General features: G+C 64.7%; 22 protein-coding genes. 9 read left to right on the top strand and 13 right to left on the bottom strand.

The window, feature by feature from the left end; translation table 11 throughout:
• Positions 1-108 precede the first annotated feature (108 nt).
• From ASE00_RS15260 to ASE00_RS15275, 4 genes are all read right to left on the bottom strand, one after another.
• The gene (locus tag ASE00_RS15260) at positions 109-321 is read right to left on the bottom strand and encodes a hypothetical protein (RefSeq protein WP_156405456.1); all 213 of its coding nucleotides are present in this window, start codon (positions 319-321) and stop codon (positions 109-111) included.
• A gap of 109 nt (positions 322-430) precedes the next feature.
• Positions 431-1,825: a dihydrolipoyl dehydrogenase gene (gene lpdA, locus ASE00_RS15265; protein WP_056381876.1), complete on the bottom strand. Its 1,395-nt coding sequence runs from the start codon at positions 1,823-1,825 to the stop codon at positions 431-433.
• A 17-nt stretch (positions 1,826-1,842) separates the two neighbouring features.
• Positions 1,843-2,235: an acyl-CoA thioesterase gene (locus tag ASE00_RS15270; RefSeq protein WP_056381878.1), complete on the bottom strand. Its 393-nt coding sequence runs from the start codon at positions 2,233-2,235 to the stop codon at positions 1,843-1,845.
• Between the two features lie 2 nt (positions 2,236-2,237).
• On the bottom strand, positions 2,238-3,536 hold the full coding sequence (locus ASE00_RS15275; RefSeq protein ID WP_056381880.1) for a pyruvate dehydrogenase complex dihydrolipoamide acetyltransferase: 1,299 nt from the start codon (positions 3,534-3,536) through the stop codon (positions 2,238-2,240).
• A gap of 147 nt (positions 3,537-3,683) precedes the next feature.
• Between ASE00_RS15275 and ASE00_RS15280 the strand changes: the two genes are divergently transcribed.
• On the top strand, positions 3,684-4,139 hold the full coding sequence (locus ASE00_RS15280) for a universal stress protein (protein WP_056381882.1): 456 nt from the start codon (positions 3,684-3,686) through the stop codon (positions 4,137-4,139).
• Between the two features lie 146 nt (positions 4,140-4,285).
• Here the strand turns inward: ASE00_RS15280 and ASE00_RS15285 are convergent, their stop codons facing one another.
• Entirely contained in the window at positions 4,286-4,774 is a 489-nt protein-coding gene (locus ASE00_RS15285; protein ID WP_056381884.1) for a GAF domain-containing protein, read from the bottom strand.
• Positions 4,775-4,854: 80 nt separating this feature from the next.
• Between ASE00_RS15285 and ASE00_RS15290 the strand changes: the two genes are divergently transcribed.
• Positions 4,855-5,331, top strand: a complete 477-nt coding sequence (locus ASE00_RS15290; protein ID WP_056381885.1) for an HXXEE domain-containing protein — start codon at positions 4,855-4,857, stop codon at positions 5,329-5,331.
• A 4-nt stretch (positions 5,332-5,335) separates the two neighbouring features.
• Here the strand turns inward: ASE00_RS15290 and arfB are convergent, their stop codons facing one another.
• On the bottom strand, positions 5,336-5,761 hold the full coding sequence (gene arfB / locus ASE00_RS15295) for an alternative ribosome rescue aminoacyl-tRNA hydrolase ArfB (protein WP_056381887.1): 426 nt from the start codon (positions 5,759-5,761) through the stop codon (positions 5,336-5,338).
• Positions 5,762-5,767: 6 nt separating this feature from the next.
• Positions 5,768-6,421 (bottom strand): RluA family pseudouridine synthase, encoded by a 654-nt coding sequence (locus tag ASE00_RS15300; protein WP_056381889.1) that lies wholly within the window; start codon positions 6,419-6,421, stop codon positions 5,768-5,770.
• 157 nt (positions 6,422-6,578) lie between these two features.
• Here ASE00_RS15300 and ASE00_RS15305 point away from each other — a divergent pair, with 157 nt between their 5' ends.
• A complete protein-coding gene (locus ASE00_RS15305; protein ID WP_056381891.1) occupies positions 6,579-7,247 on the top strand; it encodes a 50S ribosomal protein L25/general stress protein Ctc in 669 nt (222 codons plus the stop codon).
• Positions 7,248-7,335: 88 nt separating this feature from the next.
• The gene (gene pth / locus ASE00_RS15310; RefSeq protein WP_056381893.1) at positions 7,336-7,911 is read left to right on the top strand and encodes an aminoacyl-tRNA hydrolase; all 576 of its coding nucleotides are present in this window, start codon (positions 7,336-7,338) and stop codon (positions 7,909-7,911) included.
• A 9-nt stretch (positions 7,912-7,920) separates the two neighbouring features.
• On the opposite strand, the gene ASE00_RS15315 is transcribed toward pth, so the two are convergent.
• Positions 7,921-8,232, bottom strand: a complete 312-nt coding sequence (locus ASE00_RS15315) for a hypothetical protein (RefSeq protein ID WP_056381895.1) — start codon at positions 8,230-8,232, stop codon at positions 7,921-7,923.
• 141 nt (positions 8,233-8,373) lie between these two features.
• Here ASE00_RS15315 and ASE00_RS15320 point away from each other — a divergent pair, with 141 nt between their 5' ends.
• From ASE00_RS15320 to ASE00_RS15340, 5 genes are all read left to right on the top strand, one after another.
• Positions 8,374-10,176 carry a diguanylate cyclase gene (locus tag ASE00_RS15320; protein WP_056381896.1) on the top strand — a complete coding sequence of 601 codons (1,803 nt, stop codon included), beginning with the start codon at positions 8,374-8,376 and terminating at the stop codon, positions 10,174-10,176.
• Positions 10,177-10,192: 16 nt separating this feature from the next.
• Positions 10,193-10,837 (top strand): DUF2238 domain-containing protein, encoded by a 645-nt coding sequence (locus ASE00_RS15325; protein ID WP_056381898.1) that lies wholly within the window; start codon positions 10,193-10,195, stop codon positions 10,835-10,837.
• 37 nt (positions 10,838-10,874) lie between these two features.
• Positions 10,875-11,528, top strand: a complete 654-nt coding sequence (locus ASE00_RS15330; protein WP_056381900.1) for a hypothetical protein — start codon at positions 10,875-10,877, stop codon at positions 11,526-11,528.
• A gap of 128 nt (positions 11,529-11,656) precedes the next feature.
• The gene (gene ychF / locus ASE00_RS15335) at positions 11,657-12,757 is read left to right on the top strand and encodes a redox-regulated ATPase YchF (protein WP_056381903.1); all 1,101 of its coding nucleotides are present in this window, start codon (positions 11,657-11,659) and stop codon (positions 12,755-12,757) included.
• Positions 12,758-12,768: 11 nt separating this feature from the next.
• Positions 12,769-13,221, top strand: a complete 453-nt coding sequence (locus tag ASE00_RS15340; protein ID WP_056381905.1) for a MaoC family dehydratase — start codon at positions 12,769-12,771, stop codon at positions 13,219-13,221.
• On the opposite strand, the gene ASE00_RS15345 is transcribed toward ASE00_RS15340, so the two are convergent.
• From ASE00_RS15345 to petA, 5 genes are all read right to left on the bottom strand, one after another.
• The gene (locus tag ASE00_RS15345) at positions 13,218-13,703 is read right to left on the bottom strand and encodes a GFA family protein (protein WP_056381907.1); all 486 of its coding nucleotides are present in this window, start codon (positions 13,701-13,703) and stop codon (positions 13,218-13,220) included. The two genes, ASE00_RS15340 and ASE00_RS15345, sit on opposite strands and share 4 nt — an antisense overlap.
• A 96-nt stretch (positions 13,704-13,799) precedes the next feature.
• A complete protein-coding gene (locus tag ASE00_RS15350) occupies positions 13,800-14,663 on the bottom strand; it encodes a 5'-methylthioadenosine phosphorylase (protein ID WP_056381909.1) in 864 nt (287 codons plus the stop codon).
• Positions 14,664-14,779: 116 nt separating this feature from the next.
• On the bottom strand, positions 14,780-15,622 hold the full coding sequence (locus ASE00_RS15355; protein ID WP_056381910.1) for a cytochrome c1: 843 nt from the start codon (positions 15,620-15,622) through the stop codon (positions 14,780-14,782).
• Between the two features lie 15 nt (positions 15,623-15,637).
• Positions 15,638-16,906: a cytochrome b gene (locus ASE00_RS15360; RefSeq protein ID WP_056381912.1), complete on the bottom strand. Its 1,269-nt coding sequence runs from the start codon at positions 16,904-16,906 to the stop codon at positions 15,638-15,640.
• Between the two features lie 11 nt (positions 16,907-16,917).
• Positions 16,918-17,484, bottom strand: a complete 567-nt coding sequence (petA, locus tag ASE00_RS15365) for a ubiquinol-cytochrome c reductase iron-sulfur subunit (RefSeq protein ID WP_056381914.1) — start codon at positions 17,482-17,484, stop codon at positions 16,918-16,920.
• Between the last annotated feature and the right edge of the window lie 97 nt (positions 17,485-17,581).

The following is a 17,581-nucleotide window of genomic DNA, read 5'->3' on the forward strand; positions in this document are numbered from 1 at the left end:
TCTGCGACCCGGAAATCGCGCTAGATCAAAAAGATACTGCTTCCAGGCCCCTTCATAGAGGGCAAGGGAGGGGCAAATGGGACGGACGCGAGTCCGTCCCTTTTTTGATTATTGCAGGATCAGCCGGCGGCTGAAGATCGGCGCGTAGGAAGGGTTCACACGCGGCGCGCGGCGCTCCACCTCGGCGATCCGCACGCTCTTACGCGCTTGCGCCTCGGCGACCGAACGCGCCTTGGGATGAAGCTGGCAGGCGAGCACGCCATGAGCATATAGGGCGGACAAGGCCGCCCCGCCCAGTATGAGGATCTTTCCCAAACCCAACGCCGCCTCCCTGATGACGACTTTCCCGCGTGGACGCTAGGCCGACGCTGGGCAAGCCGCACAGCGCTGGTCGGCGAACCGCCGACCAGCGTCGACGAACGACAGGCCGTCAGATGTGCAGCGGGCGTCCGTAGGCGGCGAGCACGCTTTCATGCATCGACTCGCTGATCGTCGGATGCGGGAAGACCGTGCCCATCAGTTCGGCTTCTGTGGTCTCCAGCGTCTTGCCGATCGTATAGCCCTGGATCATCTCGGTCACTTCGGCGCCGACCATGTGCGCGCCGAGCAGTTCGCCGGTCGCCTCGTCGAACACCGTCTTCACGAACCCCTCGACCTCGCCCATGGCGATCGCCTTGCCGTTGCCGATGAAGGGGAATTTACCCACCTTCACCTTGTAACCAGCCTCCTTGGCCTTGGCCTCGGTAAGGCCGACCGAAGCGACCTGCGGGCGGCAATAGGTGCAGCCCGGAATGTTGCGGACGTCCATTGCATGCGGATGCTGACCCGCGATCGTCTCGGCGGCGATCACCGCTTCGTGCATCGCTTTGTGCGCCAGCCAGGGCGCGCCTGCGACGTCGCCGATCGCGTAGATGCCCTCGACATTGGTACGGCAATGGCCGTCGATCAGGATATGGCCGCGATCGGTCTTCACGCCCAGCGTCTCCAGACCGATATTCTCGGTGTTGGGGACGATGCCGACCGCGACGATGACGTGGCTATACTCTTCGGTCGTGACCTTGCCGTCCTTGTCCTTGATCTCGGCCTTGACGCCCTTGGCCGTGGTCTCGAGCTTCTGGACCCCCGTCGACGGACGGATCGTCATGCCCTGCTTGGTGAGCGCCTTGGTCATGAACGCGCTGACTTCGGCATCTTCCACCGGAAGGATGCGGTCGAGCATCTCGACGATCGTCACCTCGGCCCCCATGTCGCCATAGAAGCTGGCGAACTCGACGCCGATCGCGCCCGATCCGATCACCAGCAGCTTGGTCGGCATCTCGGGCGGCACGAGCGCGTGGCGATAGGTCCAGATCTTCTTGCCGTCGGCCTTGGCGAAGGGCAGGTCGCGGGCACGCGCGCCGGTCGCGACGATGATGTTCTTCGCGGTCAGCTCGGTCTTCTGGCCGTCCTTGGTGACGGTCAGCTTGCCCTTGGCCGTCAGCACGCCGTCGCCGACATGCACGGCGATCTTGTGCTTCTTCATTAGCCCGGTGACACCCTGATTGAGCTGCTTGGCGACACCGCGCGAGCGCTGCACCACCTTGTCCAGATCGAAGCTCGGCTTGCCCGCCGTCAGCCCGAAATCCGCGGCGTGGAGCATATGATGGTAGATTTCCGACGAGCGCAGCAAAGCCTTCGTCGGAATGCAGCCCCAGTTAAGGCAGATGCCGCCGAGCAATTCGCGCTCGACGATCGCAGTTTTCAGGCCAAGCTGAGACGCCCGGATGGCGGCGACATAGCCGCCCGGCCCCGATCCGAGTACGATGAGGTCGTAGGATTCCGCCACTTGCTGCTCCTCAGAGACTATTGTTCGTGAATGACCCGCGGCCGCCCCTGGTCGTCGATCGCCACGAAGGTGATCGTCGCATGGGTGACCTGCTCACTTTCCAGACCGTTGCGCGATTGCCGCCAGGCCGTCACCTCTATCTTCATAGAGGTCCGGCCGGTCGAGACGAGGTCCGCATAGACGGACACGACGTCGCCGACCTTCACCGGGCGATGGAAGATCATCCCGTCCATCGCGATCGTCGCGGCGCGGCCACGGCTGTGCTGCGACGCCACGGTGCCCGCCGCGAGATCCATCATGCTCACCAGCCAGCCGCCGAAAATATCGCCGTTGGCATTGGTGTCGGCAGGCATCGCCACCACGCGGATCGCCGGCTCACCGGTAGGCCGCGTCGGTTTGCCGCCCGACATCGTCAGGCGAGCATCCCCAGCGGATTTTCGACCAGCCGCTTGAAGGCCTGCATCAGCTGCGCGCCGACCGCGCCGTCGATGGCGCGATGGTCGAAGCTGCCGGTCGCAGACATGATCGTCGCGGTCGAGAGCGCGTCATTGACGATATAGGGCCGCTTTTCGCCCGCGCCGACCGCCATGATCATCGCCTGAGGCGGATTGATGACCGCGGTGAACTGCTTGATCCCGAACATCCCCATGTTGGAAATCGAGGCGGTGCCGCCCTGATATTCCGCCGGCTGCAGCTTGCCGTCCTTGGCGCGCTGGGCCAGATCCTTGGCTTCGGCCGCGATCGCCGCGACGCTTTTCGTGTCCGCGCCCTTGATGATCGGGGTGATCAGCCCGCCCGGGATCGCCACGGCGACCGAGATATCGGCGCGCTTGTACTGGATCAGCGTGTCGCCCGCGAACGAGACGTTGCATTCGGGCACTTCTATCAGCGCGACGGCGAGCGCCTTGATCAGCAGATCGTTGACCGACAGCTTCACGCCGCGCGATTCGAGCGAGGCGTTGAGCTGGCCGCGCAGCTTGAGCAGCGCGTCGAGCTGGATATCGACCGTAAGGAAGATGTGCGGGCTTTGCTGCATCGACTCGGTCAGCCGGCGCGCAATCGTCTTGCGCATGTTCGACAGCTTGACGACCTCATGCGGGATATCGTCGTTCGCGACGACCGGTGCGGGCGCAACCGCGGGAGCCGACGACGCAGCGGCCACAGGGGCGGCAGACGCGCCCTTCGACGCGCTGTCGAGATCGGCCTTGACGACCCGGCCGCCGGGCCCCGAACCGGTTACCTGCGCCAGATCGATGCCCTGCGCGCTCGCCAGCCGCTTTGCCAGCGGGCTCGCCTTGACGCGGTCGTTCGATGCCGGCGCGGCCTTCGGCGCGGGTTCCGCCGCCTTGGCGGGCGCGGGCGCAGCGGCAGGCGCTTCGGCCTTGGGCTTTTCGGCAGGCTTCTCTTCTGCCTTGGCAGGCGCGGCCTCGGCCTTCGGCGCGGCCTTGGCGGGGGCCGGGGCGGCTTCATCCTCACCCTGGATCAGCGCGATCACCGCGCCGACCTTCACGCCTTCGCTGCCTTCGGCGACGAGGATCTGCGAGATCACGCCCTCGTCGACCGCTTCGAATTCCATCGTCGCCTTGTCCGTCTCGATCTCGGCGAGCAGATCGCCCGACTTGACGCTATCACCCTCCTTGACCAGCCATTTGGCCAGTGTTCCTTCCTCCATGGTCGGAGAGAGGGCAGGCATCTTCAGTTCTATCGGCATATTCTTGTCCCTTGAGGCGGGATTGGGGTCGATGCGCGTCCCTCTTCCCCGCTCGCCGGGACAAGGTCAACCCTGCTATAGGGTAGAATCGCGCAAAATCGTCACGTAGCGCACCTAATTGGTTAATACAGGGGAAGGATTGCCACCATGAGAACCTATTTGGTTGTAATCGACGATAATGACGTTGCGCGAATCGCCCTGCGCTTCGCCGCGCGCCGCGCGCAGAAAACCGGTGGGGCGGTCGAGATCCTCGCGCTGGTGGCCCAGCAGGAGTTCGTCCAGTGGGGAGCGGTCCAGGCCGCGATGGAGGAAGAGGCCCGGCTGCGCGCCGAGGCGATGGTGGCGCAGGCGGCGAGCGCCTTGATCGAGGAAACCGGCATCATGCCGTCGATCACGGTCAAACAGGGCGACCCGATCGTCGCGGTCCGCGAGATATTGGCCGAACAGCCTCATGTCGCCGCGCTGGTTCTCGGCGCCCCGGAGAGCGGCCCGCCCGGCAAACTGATCACCCATTTCGCCGGGGCGGAGGCGGGTCAGCTTCCCTGCCCGCTGATGATCATTCCCGGCTCATTGAGTGAGGAAGCGCTGGACCGGTTGAGCTGAGCTGAACTCCCTCTCCCGCGTTCGCGGGAGAGGTCGGGGTGAGGGTCTTTCAACCTCTCATCCACACTCCGCCCAACGAAAGAAGAAGACCCTCACCCAACCTCTCCCGTGAAAACGGGAGAGGGGTTAAATGTGGAAATCTTTTCTCACCCCGTGATCCGGGGCCCCAGCACCGCCATCAATTCCGCACATCCGGTCACGTCGACATCGTCGAACCGCCCCTTGACCGGGCTGTCGAGGTCGAGCACCCCGATCAGCCGGCCTTCATGGACGATCGGCATCACCAGTTCCGACGCCGAATAGGCATCACAGGCGATATGCCCTGGAAACTCATGGACGTCGGCGACGCATTGCGGCTCGTGCGTGGCCGCCGCCGTGCCGCAGACACCCTTGCCGAACGGGATACGGATGCAAGCGGTCTTGCCCTGGAAGGGCCCCAGGATCAGCTCCTCGCCTGCCGCCCGATAGAAGCCCGCCCAGTTGAGGTCGGGCAGATATTCCCAGATCAGCGCCGCCGCATTGGCCATATTGGCAATCGCGTCGGGCTCGTCGGCGGTCAGCGCCGCGAGCGCCGCCGAGAGATCTGCGTAGAGAGCAGCCTTGTCGCCATGCTTGTCGATATCGAAGCTGTACATGCGCCTGATCTGGCCCGGCTTCGCTTGCGCTTCAAGCCGCTTCGCGTATCGTTCCCGAAATATCGGGGGAGGGCTTTGCCATGACGATATCCTTCTATCGGCTGATCTGGGCCCTGCCGGTCGCCTTCGCGCTCCATGTCTTCGAAGAGTTCGCGACGGGCTATCCGGCCTGGGCGACGATGGTCACCGGGCATCCGATGGAGCTTCCCACTTTCCTTGGCAGCAACATCGCCTTCATCGTCATCATGGCGTTGCTCGTACGCTGGGCCGCGAAAGCGCAGTCGACGAGAGCGGTCTTCTGGATGCTCGCCTGGGCGGCGGGCAATCTGTTCTGGAACTTCGTCTACCATTTCGCCTGCGTGCTGGCATATGACCGGAACTCACCCGGTCTGATCACCGCGACGCTGATCTATTATCCGCTGTCGCTCGCCCTCTGGCAGGCCGCGCTCGCCGAAAAGATCGTCCGTCCCGCAACACTGGCAGGCGCAATCGCGGCCGGCGGCGCCTTCATGGGCGCCGTCGCGGCATTCGGCATCTACCATCTCGGCGGGGCGTGACCGGTCAATCCAGCCGCGGCTTGCCCCGCCCCGCCTTGACGCCCGAACGCTTGGCCTTGCCCTCCAGCCGCCTCACCTTCGATGAATAGGTCGCCTTGGTCGCTTTGCGCTTCTTCGGGACGAAGGTCGCATCCCGGATCAGCGCCAGCAGGCGGTCGACCACATCGCGCCGATTGTCATGCTGCGAGCGTGATCCCTCACTGCGCAGGATCAGCATGCCATCGCCGGTCATCCGCGATCCCGCCAGATCGGCAAGGCGGCTCTTCACCATGTCGGGCAGGCTCGCCGACCCCGCGACATCGAAGCGCAGGATGACGGCGCTGTCGGTGGTGTTGACATGCTGCCCCCCCGCCCCGCCCGACCGGGTCGTCGAGAAATCCAGTTCCTCGTCGCCAATGCTGATCGAGCGGGTGACCGGGATGCGCGCCATCGCGGATCAACTCGGGTCGGTGAAGCCCAGCGCGGCGAACCGCTCCGGCAGCGGCGCGCGCGCCGTGATCGGTTCCTTGCCCTCGCGCGGCACGACCAGCGCGAGCGCGTGGAGCAGCGTCACCCCGCCGCCCTTACCATAGACCGGGTCGCCGAGGATCGGTACGCCGATGCCGCTGGCGGCATGGACGCGGATCTGGTGGGTGCGGCCGGTCGCCGGCTTGAACTCGACCAGCGCGCGGCCCTTCACCTCGGCGATTTGCCGCCAGGCGGTTGTCGCGGGCTTACCCCTGGGATCGCCGATCATCCGCCATCCGCTTTCGCGGGTCGACGTCTTGGCGAGCGGGAGATCGACCACGCCCTCCGACGTGGCGGGGATGCCGTCGAGGATCGCGAGATAGGTTTTCTCCACCCGCCCCTCTTCGAACGCCAGTGCGAAGCGCTTGTGCGCCTTGGGATTGCGGGCGAGCAGCAGGCAGCCCGACGTGTCACGATCGAGCCTGTGGACCGCGCTCGGCCAGCGCTTGAATCCGAAGCTCAGCGACTGGAGATGGTTTTCCAGGCTGATGCTCCCGTCGCGCGGCGGATCGACCGGCAGGCCCGAAGGCTTGTCGATCACCATCGCTTCGCCGTCGATGAAGAGTATATGTTCGTCGAGCATCGGGGCCTCATGCACCGCGCAGGCTGCGACCGCAATGAAACTGCGAGTCCGGTCTTGCTTGCCTTTCGCCCATTATCCCTCTATGCGCCCCCCTCCCGTCTGGTCATCCCTGGAGGCAGACGGTTTTGGAAACTCAAATGCGAACTGGAGACATGTTATGAGCGAAGTGCTCGACCTGTCGGCCGAGGCGCGCGATCGGGCAGGCAAGGGAGCCTCCCGTGCGATCCGCCGCGAAGGCCGCGTCCCCGCCGTGATTTACGGCGAAAAGCAGGAACCGACCGCCATCCACCTCGAAGAGAAGGTGCTGATGAAGCTGCTCCACACCGGGCACTTCTTCAACAGCGTGGTGATGATCGACGTCGCGGGCAAGAAGGTCCGCACCCTGCCGAAGGACGTTCAGTTCCATCCGGTCACCGATCGTCCGCTTCATGCAGACTTCCTGCGCATCGGCGAGCACAGCAAGGTGCACGTCAACGTTCCCGTCCACTTCAAGGACGAAGAACTGTCGCCGGGCCTGAAGCGTGGCGGCGTGCTCAACATTGTCGTGCATGACCTCGGCCTTACCGTCGATGCCGCCGAAATTCCGGAAGAGATCGTGATCTCGCTGAAGGGCCTGGAAGTCGGCGACAACATCCATCTGTCGCAGATCAAGCTCCCCAAGGGCGCGACCGCGAACGACACGACGGACATCACGCTGGCGACGATCGTCGCCCCGTCGGCGCTGAAGAGCTCGGAAGACGAAGCGGACGAGGCCACCGAGGCTGCTGCGGAGACCGCACAAGCCCCCGAGGCGCCGGAAGCCGGTTCGGAGGAAGCCGAGGGCTGAGCCCTTCGCCTCTTCGGAAAGATCGGGGCCCCGTCGGATATCCGCCGGGGCCCTTCTTTTTATCGCGATGAACGGATAGACGACGCCGATGCAAATCTGGGTCGGTCTTGGCAATCCGGGCGCGCAATATGCGATGCACCGGCACAATGTGGGCTTCATGGCGGTCGACACGATCGCCGAACTCCACGGCTTCGATCCCTGGAAGAAACAGTTCCAGGGCTGGGCCGCGCAGGGGCGAATCGGCGCGCAGCGGATATTGCTGCTCAAGCCTGCCACCTTCATGAACGAGAGCGGCCGATCGGTCGGCGAGGCGATGCGCTTCTTCAAGGCCGAGACCGGCGACGTCACCGTCTTCCACGACGAACTCGATCTCGCCCCTTTCAAGGTCAAAGTGAAGACCGGCGGCGGCACCGCGGGTCATAACGGCCTACGCTCGACCGAGGCACATATCGGCAATGCCTTTCGCCGGGTCCGGATCGGCATCGGTCACCCGGGCCATAAGGACCGCGTCACCGGCCATGTTCTAGGCAATTATGTTAAGGCCGAGCTCGATCCGCTCGTCGGCATGCTCGGCGCGATCGCGCGCGAAGCGCCCTGGCTCGCTACGGGCGACGATCCGCGCTTCATGAGCGAGATCGCGCTCCGGCTGACCGACAACGCCTGACGCCCGCCGTCACGGCGGCAGCAAAATACCCAGCTCACGCTCGATATCGCCGCGCGGCACCGCACCGGACCGTTCCACGCCCTTGGCGACGATCAGCACGATCACCTCGGCTGGCGCGGTCGTCAACGGAGGAAAGCGGCGATGCAAGCTGCTCTCGATCGAGCGCGCGAACAGGCCGATGCGGTATCGCAGACCGGCGCCGGGCGGCACCGCAACCGAAAGGCTGAACGAAAGCCACCGCTGCGCCGCGAAATCGATCGCCTCGTCGATGATCTCGACCGCGCTAGCGCCGGCAGGAATCCTTTTCCGAAATGGCCACATGATCGCTGAGGCTAACGTGGCTTGCGGCGGGTCAGGTGACGCACGTCACAGCCCGTCGGCATCCCCATCCGATTTGGCGAGATTGCTTGAAGAAATCGGCGAGAATGTCGTTATATCTCCAAGATCCGCTTTCGAAGCGGCGTGCCGGGGGGCGACGATGACGTGAATGGGGTGATCGGACACCGGACCTATCGGGATCTGGGGACAGCTGTGGCCTGCGGTCTGGGCTATCTGCTGCTTGCCGCCGGCACGATTTCGGTCGCCGCGAATGGCGACGACGTCTCGGCGATCTGGCCAGCCAACGCGCTACTGCTTGCCTTCATCCTTCCCCTCGCCCCGACACGGTGGCCCGTCTTTTTCGCCATGGCGCTTTCCGGCAGCCTGGCCGCGATCATCCTGACCGGCAGCGGCGTGGCCATCGCTGCACTCTACAGCCTGGCGAACATGGTCGAGGTGCTGACTGCGGGATTGCTGCTCCAGAGCCGGCACGCGCATGGCAACGCTCTCGAAAATGTGCGCTCGGTGCTGCGGTTCATGCTGCTGGGTGGCATGATCCCCCCCGCGATCAGCGGCCTCATCGGCGCGGGCGCCTCGGTCCTGGTCGCAGGCCAGCCCTTCTGGCCCACTTACGCCACCTGGTACATCGCCAACGGCCTTGGCCTGATGATCCTTACCCCGCTCTTTTCGGGGATCGTCACCGGCGAATTGTCCCGCTGGGTAAGCGAGATGAGCGCCGCCGCCCGGCTCGAGGCGGCCGCGATCCTGGCTTTCGCGATTTGCGCCGGGCTGTTCACCTTCCTGATCGCCGGTTATCCGATGCTGTTCGTGATGACCGCGGCAGTGATGGTCGCGACCTTCCGCCTCGGGCAGTTCGGCACCAAGATAGCGCTGATCATCACCGCAATCATCGGCGTCATCTGCACCATATATGACCATGGTCCGATCGCGGCGATGGTCCATGATCGCAGGGAACAGGCATTTTTCCTCCAATTCTATCTGGCGGTCATGCTGATCACCGCGCTGCCCGTTTCCGCCGAACTCAACGCCCGCCGCGCGCTCGCCCGCCGCCTGATGGAAAGCGAGGCAAGTCTCAGGCTTCTCGCCTCGGAATCTGCCGATGCGCTGGTCAGGCTTGATGATCAGGGCCGCTGCATGCAGTCGTCGGGCGCGATCGGCATGCTGTTGGGGATCGACACGCGGGCGCTGGCCGGCAGCGTGTTGCAGGCGGCGGTCGACGACCGCGATCGGCCGGCACTCGACGAGTCCTTTGCCGAAGCGCTGCGCAATCCGGGCATGGTCGCCTATTGCGAGTTCCGGCCCCGCGGACGTTCTTCGGGCTGGCTCGAATGCACGCTGCGCGCGCTCGTCGATCAAAATGGCAAGGTCTATGGGGCGATCGGAGCAATCCGCGACATCACCATGCGCAAGGAACGCGAAGTCAGCCTGTCGCTGGCCGCATCGACCGACAGCCTGACAGGCATGTTGAACCATGCGGCCTTCATGGCCCATCTCGACCATGCGCTGTCGCACATATCCTCATCGCATCTTGCGCTGATCATGATCGACATCGACCATTTCAAGCAGGTCAACGACCGCCACGGCCACCCGGCGGGCGATGCGGTACTCGTCGAACTGACCGGCCGGCTGCGTGCGCTGCTGCGCGATCATGACAGGATCGGGCGGCTCGGCGGCGACGAGCTCGCGATCCTGCTCGACGGCACCAGCGAAGAATTGGCCCTATCGATTGCGGAGGCTCTGCGCCTGGATATCGCGAACCGCCCCATGCCGATGCGCGACGGCAAGACGCTGACGATATCGGTGAGCTGCGGCGTGGCGCAGGCCTATCCCGGCATGTCCCGCGGCGAGCTGCTGCGCCGCGCGGACGATGCCCTTTATCAGGCCAAGGGCGGCGGACGCGACCGGGTCGTGGCCAGCACGCTGTGAACGGAGCCCTCATCCGATGACCCGCGCATCGTCCGGCCGGCCCCTGTTCATCCTCGGCGGGCTATGGCTTGCCGGCCTGCTGCTTTCGGGCTGGAGCCCATATGACAGGGCGACATGGCTGATGGAGGTGGCGCCGGTGCTGATCGCCTGGCCATTGCTGTTCGCCCTGCGCCACCGCTTCCCGTTGACGCCGCTCGCCCTGACGCTGATCGGCTTCCACGGTGCGGTGCTGATGCTCGGCGGCGCTTACAGCTATGCCCGGGTTCCGATCGGCTTCGCGGTGCAGGATGCGCTGGGGCTCGCCCGCAATCCTTATGATCGCTTCGGCCATCTCATGCAGGGCTTCGTTCCCGCGATCGTCATCCGCGAAATCTTCGTCCGCCGCGCGCTGCTGCGGGTTCCTTCCCTGCTGACGCCGGTGGTGCTGCTCGTCTGCCTGGCGATCAGCGCCTTTTATGAGCTCATCGAATTCGGCGCGGCGATGGCCCTGGGCCAGGGGGCGGACGCTTTTCTCGGCACACAGGGCGATGCCTGGGATACGCAGTGGGACATGCTAATGTGCTTGGCGGGTGCGGCGCTTGCTCTGGCTGCGCTGAGCCGGTGGCATGACCGGATGTGCCGCACCATGCCGTTTATCAAGCGTTCAGCTTCAGCCGACTAATTTTCCGCCCATCGACTCTAACGATGGAGGCAAAGCCATGCGTATAGTTCGGACCGCCATTATCGCCGGTGTCGCCGCCGCTGCCCTCGCGGGCGCGGCCTTCGCCGCGCATGACCAAGGCAAGACGATGCTGGTCGCCCTGCCCGACGGCTCGGTGCAGCATATCCGCTATGAGGGCGACGCCACGCCACGCGTCGTGCTCGTCCCAGTCCGCGCGCCTGCGACGCTCTACGAGGCCGCTTTCGGCCCCGCGTCGCCCTTTGCCGAGATGGAGCGCATCTCGGCAGCGTTGGACGCGCAGGCCGCCGCGATGATGCGCCAGGCGGCGATGATGGAGGCCCAGGCTCCCGCCGCGAACGGAGAGGCCATCACGCTCACCAACGCCGCCGGTCAACCGGTCGGCGTGATGCACTATAGCTATGTGTCGAGCACGAGGAACGCCGATGGCTGCACCCGGACCGTGCGGATCAGCTCGGCGGGTTCAGAGCAACAGCCGCGGGTGATCCGCACCAGCGCGGGCGATTGCGGCGCTGCTCAGCCCGCGCCGTCGCCGGCCATTGCGCCGGGCAGCCCCGCCGCCCGCGCGGTGGCTTCGGTCAAGGCCGCGCCCGCTACGAAGCCCGCACCCAAGGTGACGCCCGTCAGCGCGCCCAAGCCGCTGCCGGAATTCACCCCGTCCTTCACGATCTGATATTTTCCGCGTCTGGAGGAGTGAGGGCCCGTGGAGCCCCGGCTCCAGGGCCCTCCCGAATTTCAAGCTCTGGCCTTTGCGGGCATCAGCGGCTATCGCGCGCGCATCCAGATAGGGCTTGAGACAATATGGGTTTTCGCTGTGGTATCGTCGGGCTTCCGAATGTCGGCAAGTCCACCCTCTTCAACGCGCTCACCGAGACCGCGGCGGCGCAGGCCGCCAACTATCCCTTCTGCACGATCGAGCCGAATATAGGGCAGGTCGCGGTGCCCGATCCCCGTCTCTATGAGATCGCGAAGATCGGCGGCTCCGCCAAGATCATCGAAACCCAGCTCGCCTTCGTCGACATCGCCGGGCTGGTCCGCGGCGCTTCGAAGGGCGAGGGCCTGGGCAACCAGTTTCTCGGCAACATTCGCGAGGTCGATGCGATCGTCCATGTGCTGCGCTGCTTCGAGGATGGCGACGTCACGCATGTCGAGAACAAGATCGACCCGATCGCCGACGCCGAGACGGTCGAGACCGAGCTGATGCTGTCCGACCTCGAAAGCCTCGAGAAACGCGTCCCCGCCTTCGCCAAGAAGGCGGCACAGGGTGACAAGGAGGCGAAGTCCGCGGCGTCGGTGCTCGGCCAGGCGCTCGACCTGCTGCGTGAAGGCAAGCCGGCGCGCTTGACCCAGCCCAAGGACGACGACGAGGCGCGGATATTCGGCCAGGCGCAGCTGCTCACCGCCAAGCCGGTGCTCTATGTGTGCAACGTCGACGAAGGCGCGGCGGCGGACGGCAATGCGCTGTCGGCGCGGGTGTTCGAAAAGGCCAAGGCCGAGGGAGCGAAGGCGGTGATCGTCTCCGCCGCGATCGAAGCCGAGATCGTCACCCTCGACCCCGCCGACCGCGCCGAATTCCTGTCCGACCTCGGCCTCACCGAAACGGGACTGGCCCGCGTCATCCGCGCGGGCTACGAGCTGCTCGACCTGATCACCTTCTTCACCGTCGGCCCGAAGGAAGCACGCGCCTGGACCGTCGAGAAGGGCGCCAAGGCGCCGAACGCCGCAGGCGCGATCCACACCGATTTCGAACGTGGCTTCATCCGCGCCGAGACGATGTCCTATCAGGACTATGTGACACTGGGCGGCGAAGCCGCGGCGCGCGAGGCGGGCAAGTATCGCTCCGAAGGCAAGGAATATCTCGTCCAGGACGGCGACATCATGCTGTTCCGGTTCAACGTCTGAGAGGCAGGCCTATGCCCTATTTCGAGGATTATGTAGAGGGACGGGCCGAGCGATTCGGCGCCTATGAGGTCAGGCGCGAAGAGGTCATCGACTTCGCTTCCAAATATGACCCGCAGCCCTTCCATCTCGACGATGCAGCCGCTGCCGAGAACGCGATCTTCGGACGGCTGGCAGCGAGCGGTTGGCATAGCTGCGCGATGGTGATGCGGATGATGACCGATCACTGGACCGACGAGAATGGCTATTTCTCGCTGGGCGGCACCGGCGTTGACGAACTACGCTGGATCAAGCCGGCCTATCCCGGCGACGTGCTCAACATCGAAGCCGAGGTACTGTCGACCAGCGTTCCCCGCTCAAAGCCCGGCATCGGCTTCGTCACTATTCACCTGACCGTCCGGAACCAGAATGACGAGGTGGTGATGACGATGAAGGTCACCAACATACAAAAGCGCCGCCCGGCCTAACCGGGCTTGCGGACACCGCGTGCCGCATATTGTTCGATTAGTTCCGGGAAATGATCGAGCGGCGGTAGCGTCTCGAAACTGTGCACCGCCGCCGTCGTCACCCAAGCGAGCTTTTCCGACGTCCAGAACTCGGCGAACGGGACGAACCACTGATGTTTGTCGAGCATTGACGGTCGCAGGTTAACGAAATCGTCCATGCCCTCGCCGCGCGTGTACATCCAGCTCATGCACCATCCGCAGAAATAATGGCGATGGCGGCCATGCAGACCGCCGATCACGGTCTCACCCTGAGTCACGGCGAACCCCGCGCTCGGGATAGCGATGCTCATCGAGAAAGCGCTCGCCGACATGGTCTGGCAGCCGGTGCAATGACAAGCGGAAGCGAGCAGAGGAGGCCCGGTCACAAGGATACGCACCCTGCCGCAACGGCATCCGCCGTGCCAGGGCAGCTTCCAGTCGGTCTGATCGGCTTCGCTCTCCATCGGGTCGGAAAACGTCGCTGACGGCGCTTGTTTCCCCGCATTTTATGTCGCAGCGATGCGCATTTCGCCGTCGCCGAGGTGTCGTCGCGCCGTGTCTCAGACGAAGAGTCGCGGCACGATGGTCGCCAGCCGCCGTTGCGTGACAGGAGGCCAGGCGTTCCGCGCCGTGATCACAGCACCTTCGAGCGCGTGATTGCAGCCCTGCGCGCAGCTGCCATCGCCCCGAGCCCGATCCGCGACGGCAGCGACCAGCGCCTGTGCGCGCTCGACATTGGCGTTCATCACCGCGATCACCGAGGCGACGTCGACTTCCTTGTCCGACCAGGCGTCATGGTCGGTGACCATCGCCACGCTCGCGTAGCAAAGCTCTGCCTCGCGGGCGAGCCGGGCTTCGGGAAGGCCGGTCATTCCGACGACATTGCAGCCCCAGCCCTTGTGCAGCAGCGACTCGGCGCGGGTCGAGAATTGCGGGCCCTCGATCACCAGCATCGTCCCGCCTATCCGATGCGCGCGCCCGTCAGCGGCGAGCGCCTGCGCTACCGCCCCACCGAGCCGGGAACAGGTCGGCCGGCCGAAACCGACATGGGCGACGATGCCGTCACCGAAGAAGCTGCGCCCGTCGCGCATCGTGCGGTCGATATACTGGTCGACCAGCACGAACGTACCCGGCGGCACGTCGTCATCGAAGCCGCCGACCGCCGACACCGCCAATATCTCCGTACAGCCCGCCGCCTTCAGCGCGGCGATGTTGGCGCGATAGTTGACCTCGCCCGGCGCGAGCCGGTGCCCTCGGCCATGGCGGGGCAGGAAGGCGACCTCACGATCGCCGATCGAACCGATCAGCAAAGCGTCGGACGGCTTGCCCCAAGCCGTGTCGACGTCGATCCATTCACCGTCTGCAAGCGCTGGCATCCGATAGAGCCCGCTGCCGCCGATCAGGCCGAGACGGTTCTTCGACATCGACTTAAACTCCCATCGTCATTCCCGCGAAAGCGGGAATGACGGCTTGGTTGATGTGAAAAAAAGGGCCGCCCGGTCATCCCGGACGGCCCCTTTTCTCATCAAGCCGGCAAAGCTCAGTGCTTAACGCCCGCCCAGATGTTCCGGTAGGACAGATAAGCCAGCGTGGTCGCCATCAGCAGGAAGATGATGACAGCCAGGCCGATCTCATGCCGCTTCTGCAGCTTGGGCTCGGCGGTCCAGATCAGGAAGGCCGACACGTCGGTCGCCATCTGATCGACGGTCGCCTTGGTCCCGTCGGCATAAGTCACCTGTCCGTCCGCCACCAGCGGCGGCGGCATCGCGATGTTGAGGTTCGCGAAATACGGGTTGTAGTGGAGGCCCGGGCCGGTCTTCGAGTCCGGGAACTTCTTGAGAAGCTCGGCGGGCTGGTTCTGGTAACCGGTCAGCAGCGAGTGGACATAGGCACCGCCGTCGTGACGCGCCTTGGTCATCAGCGACAGATCCGGCGGCAGCGCGTTGTTGTTCGCGGCGCGGGCCGCGACTTCGTTCGCATAAGGCGACGGGATCTTGTCAGCCGGGGTCGACTTGCGGGTCGCGGGCTCGCCGGTCTCCGGGTTGATCGAGGGGGTCTCGGTCGCCCAGCCCTTGGCGATCGCCTTAACTTCGGCATCGGTGAAGCCCAGATCCTTGAAGTCGCGGAATGCGACCTGATGGAGCGAGTGACAGGCCGAGCAGACTTCCTTGTAGACCTGGAAGCCGCGCTGAAGCTGCTGCAGGTCGAACTTGCCGAAGGGGCCGTCCGAAGCGAACGAAATTTCCTTCGGATGCAGGTGGAACTCATGCTCGGCGGTCGGGGCCGGCGGCTCGGCGACATAGGCGACGGCGCCCATGATCAGCGAGTAGAGCAGGATCCCGACGAAGCCGAGGCCTGCGAGGAATGCGATGGGACGAACCATGGTCTCTATATCCCCTTAGGCCGCAGCGTTGCCGTGCTTCTCGAGCACCGCCTCGGTGATCGAGTTCGGCAGCGGAAGCGGACGCTCCATGCGCGACACGATCGGCAGGATGATCAGGAAGTGAGCGAAGTAATAAGCCGCGGCGAGCTGCGAGATCATCACATAGGGCTCTGCCGCCGGCGAACCGCCGCACCAGCCCAGGATGATCACGTCGACGACGAGCAGCCAGAAGAACTTCTTGAACGCCGGGCGGTAGTTGCCCGAGCGGACCGGGGACTTGTCCAGCCACGGCAGGAAGAAGAGCATCAGGATCGCCGAGAACATCGCCACCACGCCGAGCAGCTTGGCCGGAATGCCGAAGATATCGAAGGTGAAGGCGCGCAGGATCGCGTAGAAGGGCCAGTAATACCATTCCGGCACGATGTGCGCGGGCGTCGAGAGCGGGTTGGCCGGGATATAGTTATCCGGGTGGCCGAGCGCGTTCGGCGCATAGAACAGCACCAGGCAGTAGAGGATCAGGAACACGCCCAGTCCGAAACCGTCCTTGGCGGTGTAATAGGGGTGGAACGGAACCGTGTCCTGCGGACCCTTCACCTCGATACCGGTCGGGTTGCTCGAACCCGGGATGTGCAGCGCCCAGATGTGCAGGATGATGACACCCGCGATCACGAAGGGCAGCAGATAGTGCAGCGAGAAGAAGCGGTTCAGCGCGGCGTTGTCCGGCGCGAAACCGCCGAGCAGCCAGGTCTGGATCGGCGTGCCGACCACGGGGATCGCGCCGAACAGGCCGGTGATCACCTTGGCGCCCCAGAAGCTCATCTGACCCCAGGGAAGCACATAGCCCATGAAGCCGGTGGCCATCATGAGCAGATAGATGACGAGGCCGAGCAGCCACACCATTTCGCGCGGGGCCTTATACGACCCGTAATAAAGCCCGCGGAAGATGTGGAGATAGACCACGATGAAGAAGAAGCTCGCGCCCGTCGCGTGCGCATAGCGGATCATCCAGCCCGAGTTCACGTCGCGCATGATGTGCTCGACCGAGTCGAAGGCCACCGCGCCGTTGGCGGCATAGTGCATCGCCAGGATGATGCCGGTGATGATCTGGATGCCCAGCGCCGCGCCCGAAAGCACGCCGAAGTTCCAGAAATAGTTGAGGTTGCGCGGAACCGGGTAACCGGCGCCGACCGCGTTGTAGACCAGACGCGGAAGCGGGAGCCGCTGGTCGACCCACTGCATCAGCGGGTTCTTAGGCTCGTAATGTTTTGCCCAGGGGAAGCTCATGTCGGTCTACCTCAGCCCACTGCCACGACGGTGTCGGATTTGAAGGCATATTTCGGCACTTCGAGATTCTTCGGCGCCGGGCCCTTACGGATGCGCGCCGCGGTGTCGTAGGACGAACCATGGCACGGGCAGAAATATCCGCCGAACTCACCCTTGATCTCACCCTCGCCCGCACCCAGCGGCACGCAGCCGAGATGGGTGCAGACGCCCATGGTGATCAGCCACTGCTTCTTGCCGCCGACGGTGCGCTGCTCGAGCGTCTGCGGATCGCGCAGGCTGCTCGGATCGACCTTGTCGGCCGCCGCGATCTCGGCCGCCGTCAGGTGACGGACGAACAAAGGCTGCTTGCGGAAGATCGTCTTGATCGCCTGGCCTTCCTTGATCGCCGAGAGATCGACCTCGATCGATGCCAGCGCAAGCACGTCGGCCGAGGGATTCATCTGGTTGACCAGAGGGAGTAGAACCGTCGCGGCGCCAACGCCCGCGAAGCTCACTGCCGCGATATTGATGAAGTCACGGCGACGGACGCCGTCTTCGGCCACTTCACCGGCCGTATCTGTATGTTCGAGCGTCGCCATTCCGGAACCCTTGCGCTGCCACGATGCTGGCGCCTGCAAGAGGGTAAGACCGTTCAGCCATTGCCCCCTGCGCATGCGCGACCGCCCGCAAAATCCC

This window comes from Sphingomonas sp. Root710 (assembly GCF_001429065.1).
GTDB lineage: Bacteria > Pseudomonadota > Alphaproteobacteria > Sphingomonadales > Sphingomonadaceae > Rhizorhabdus.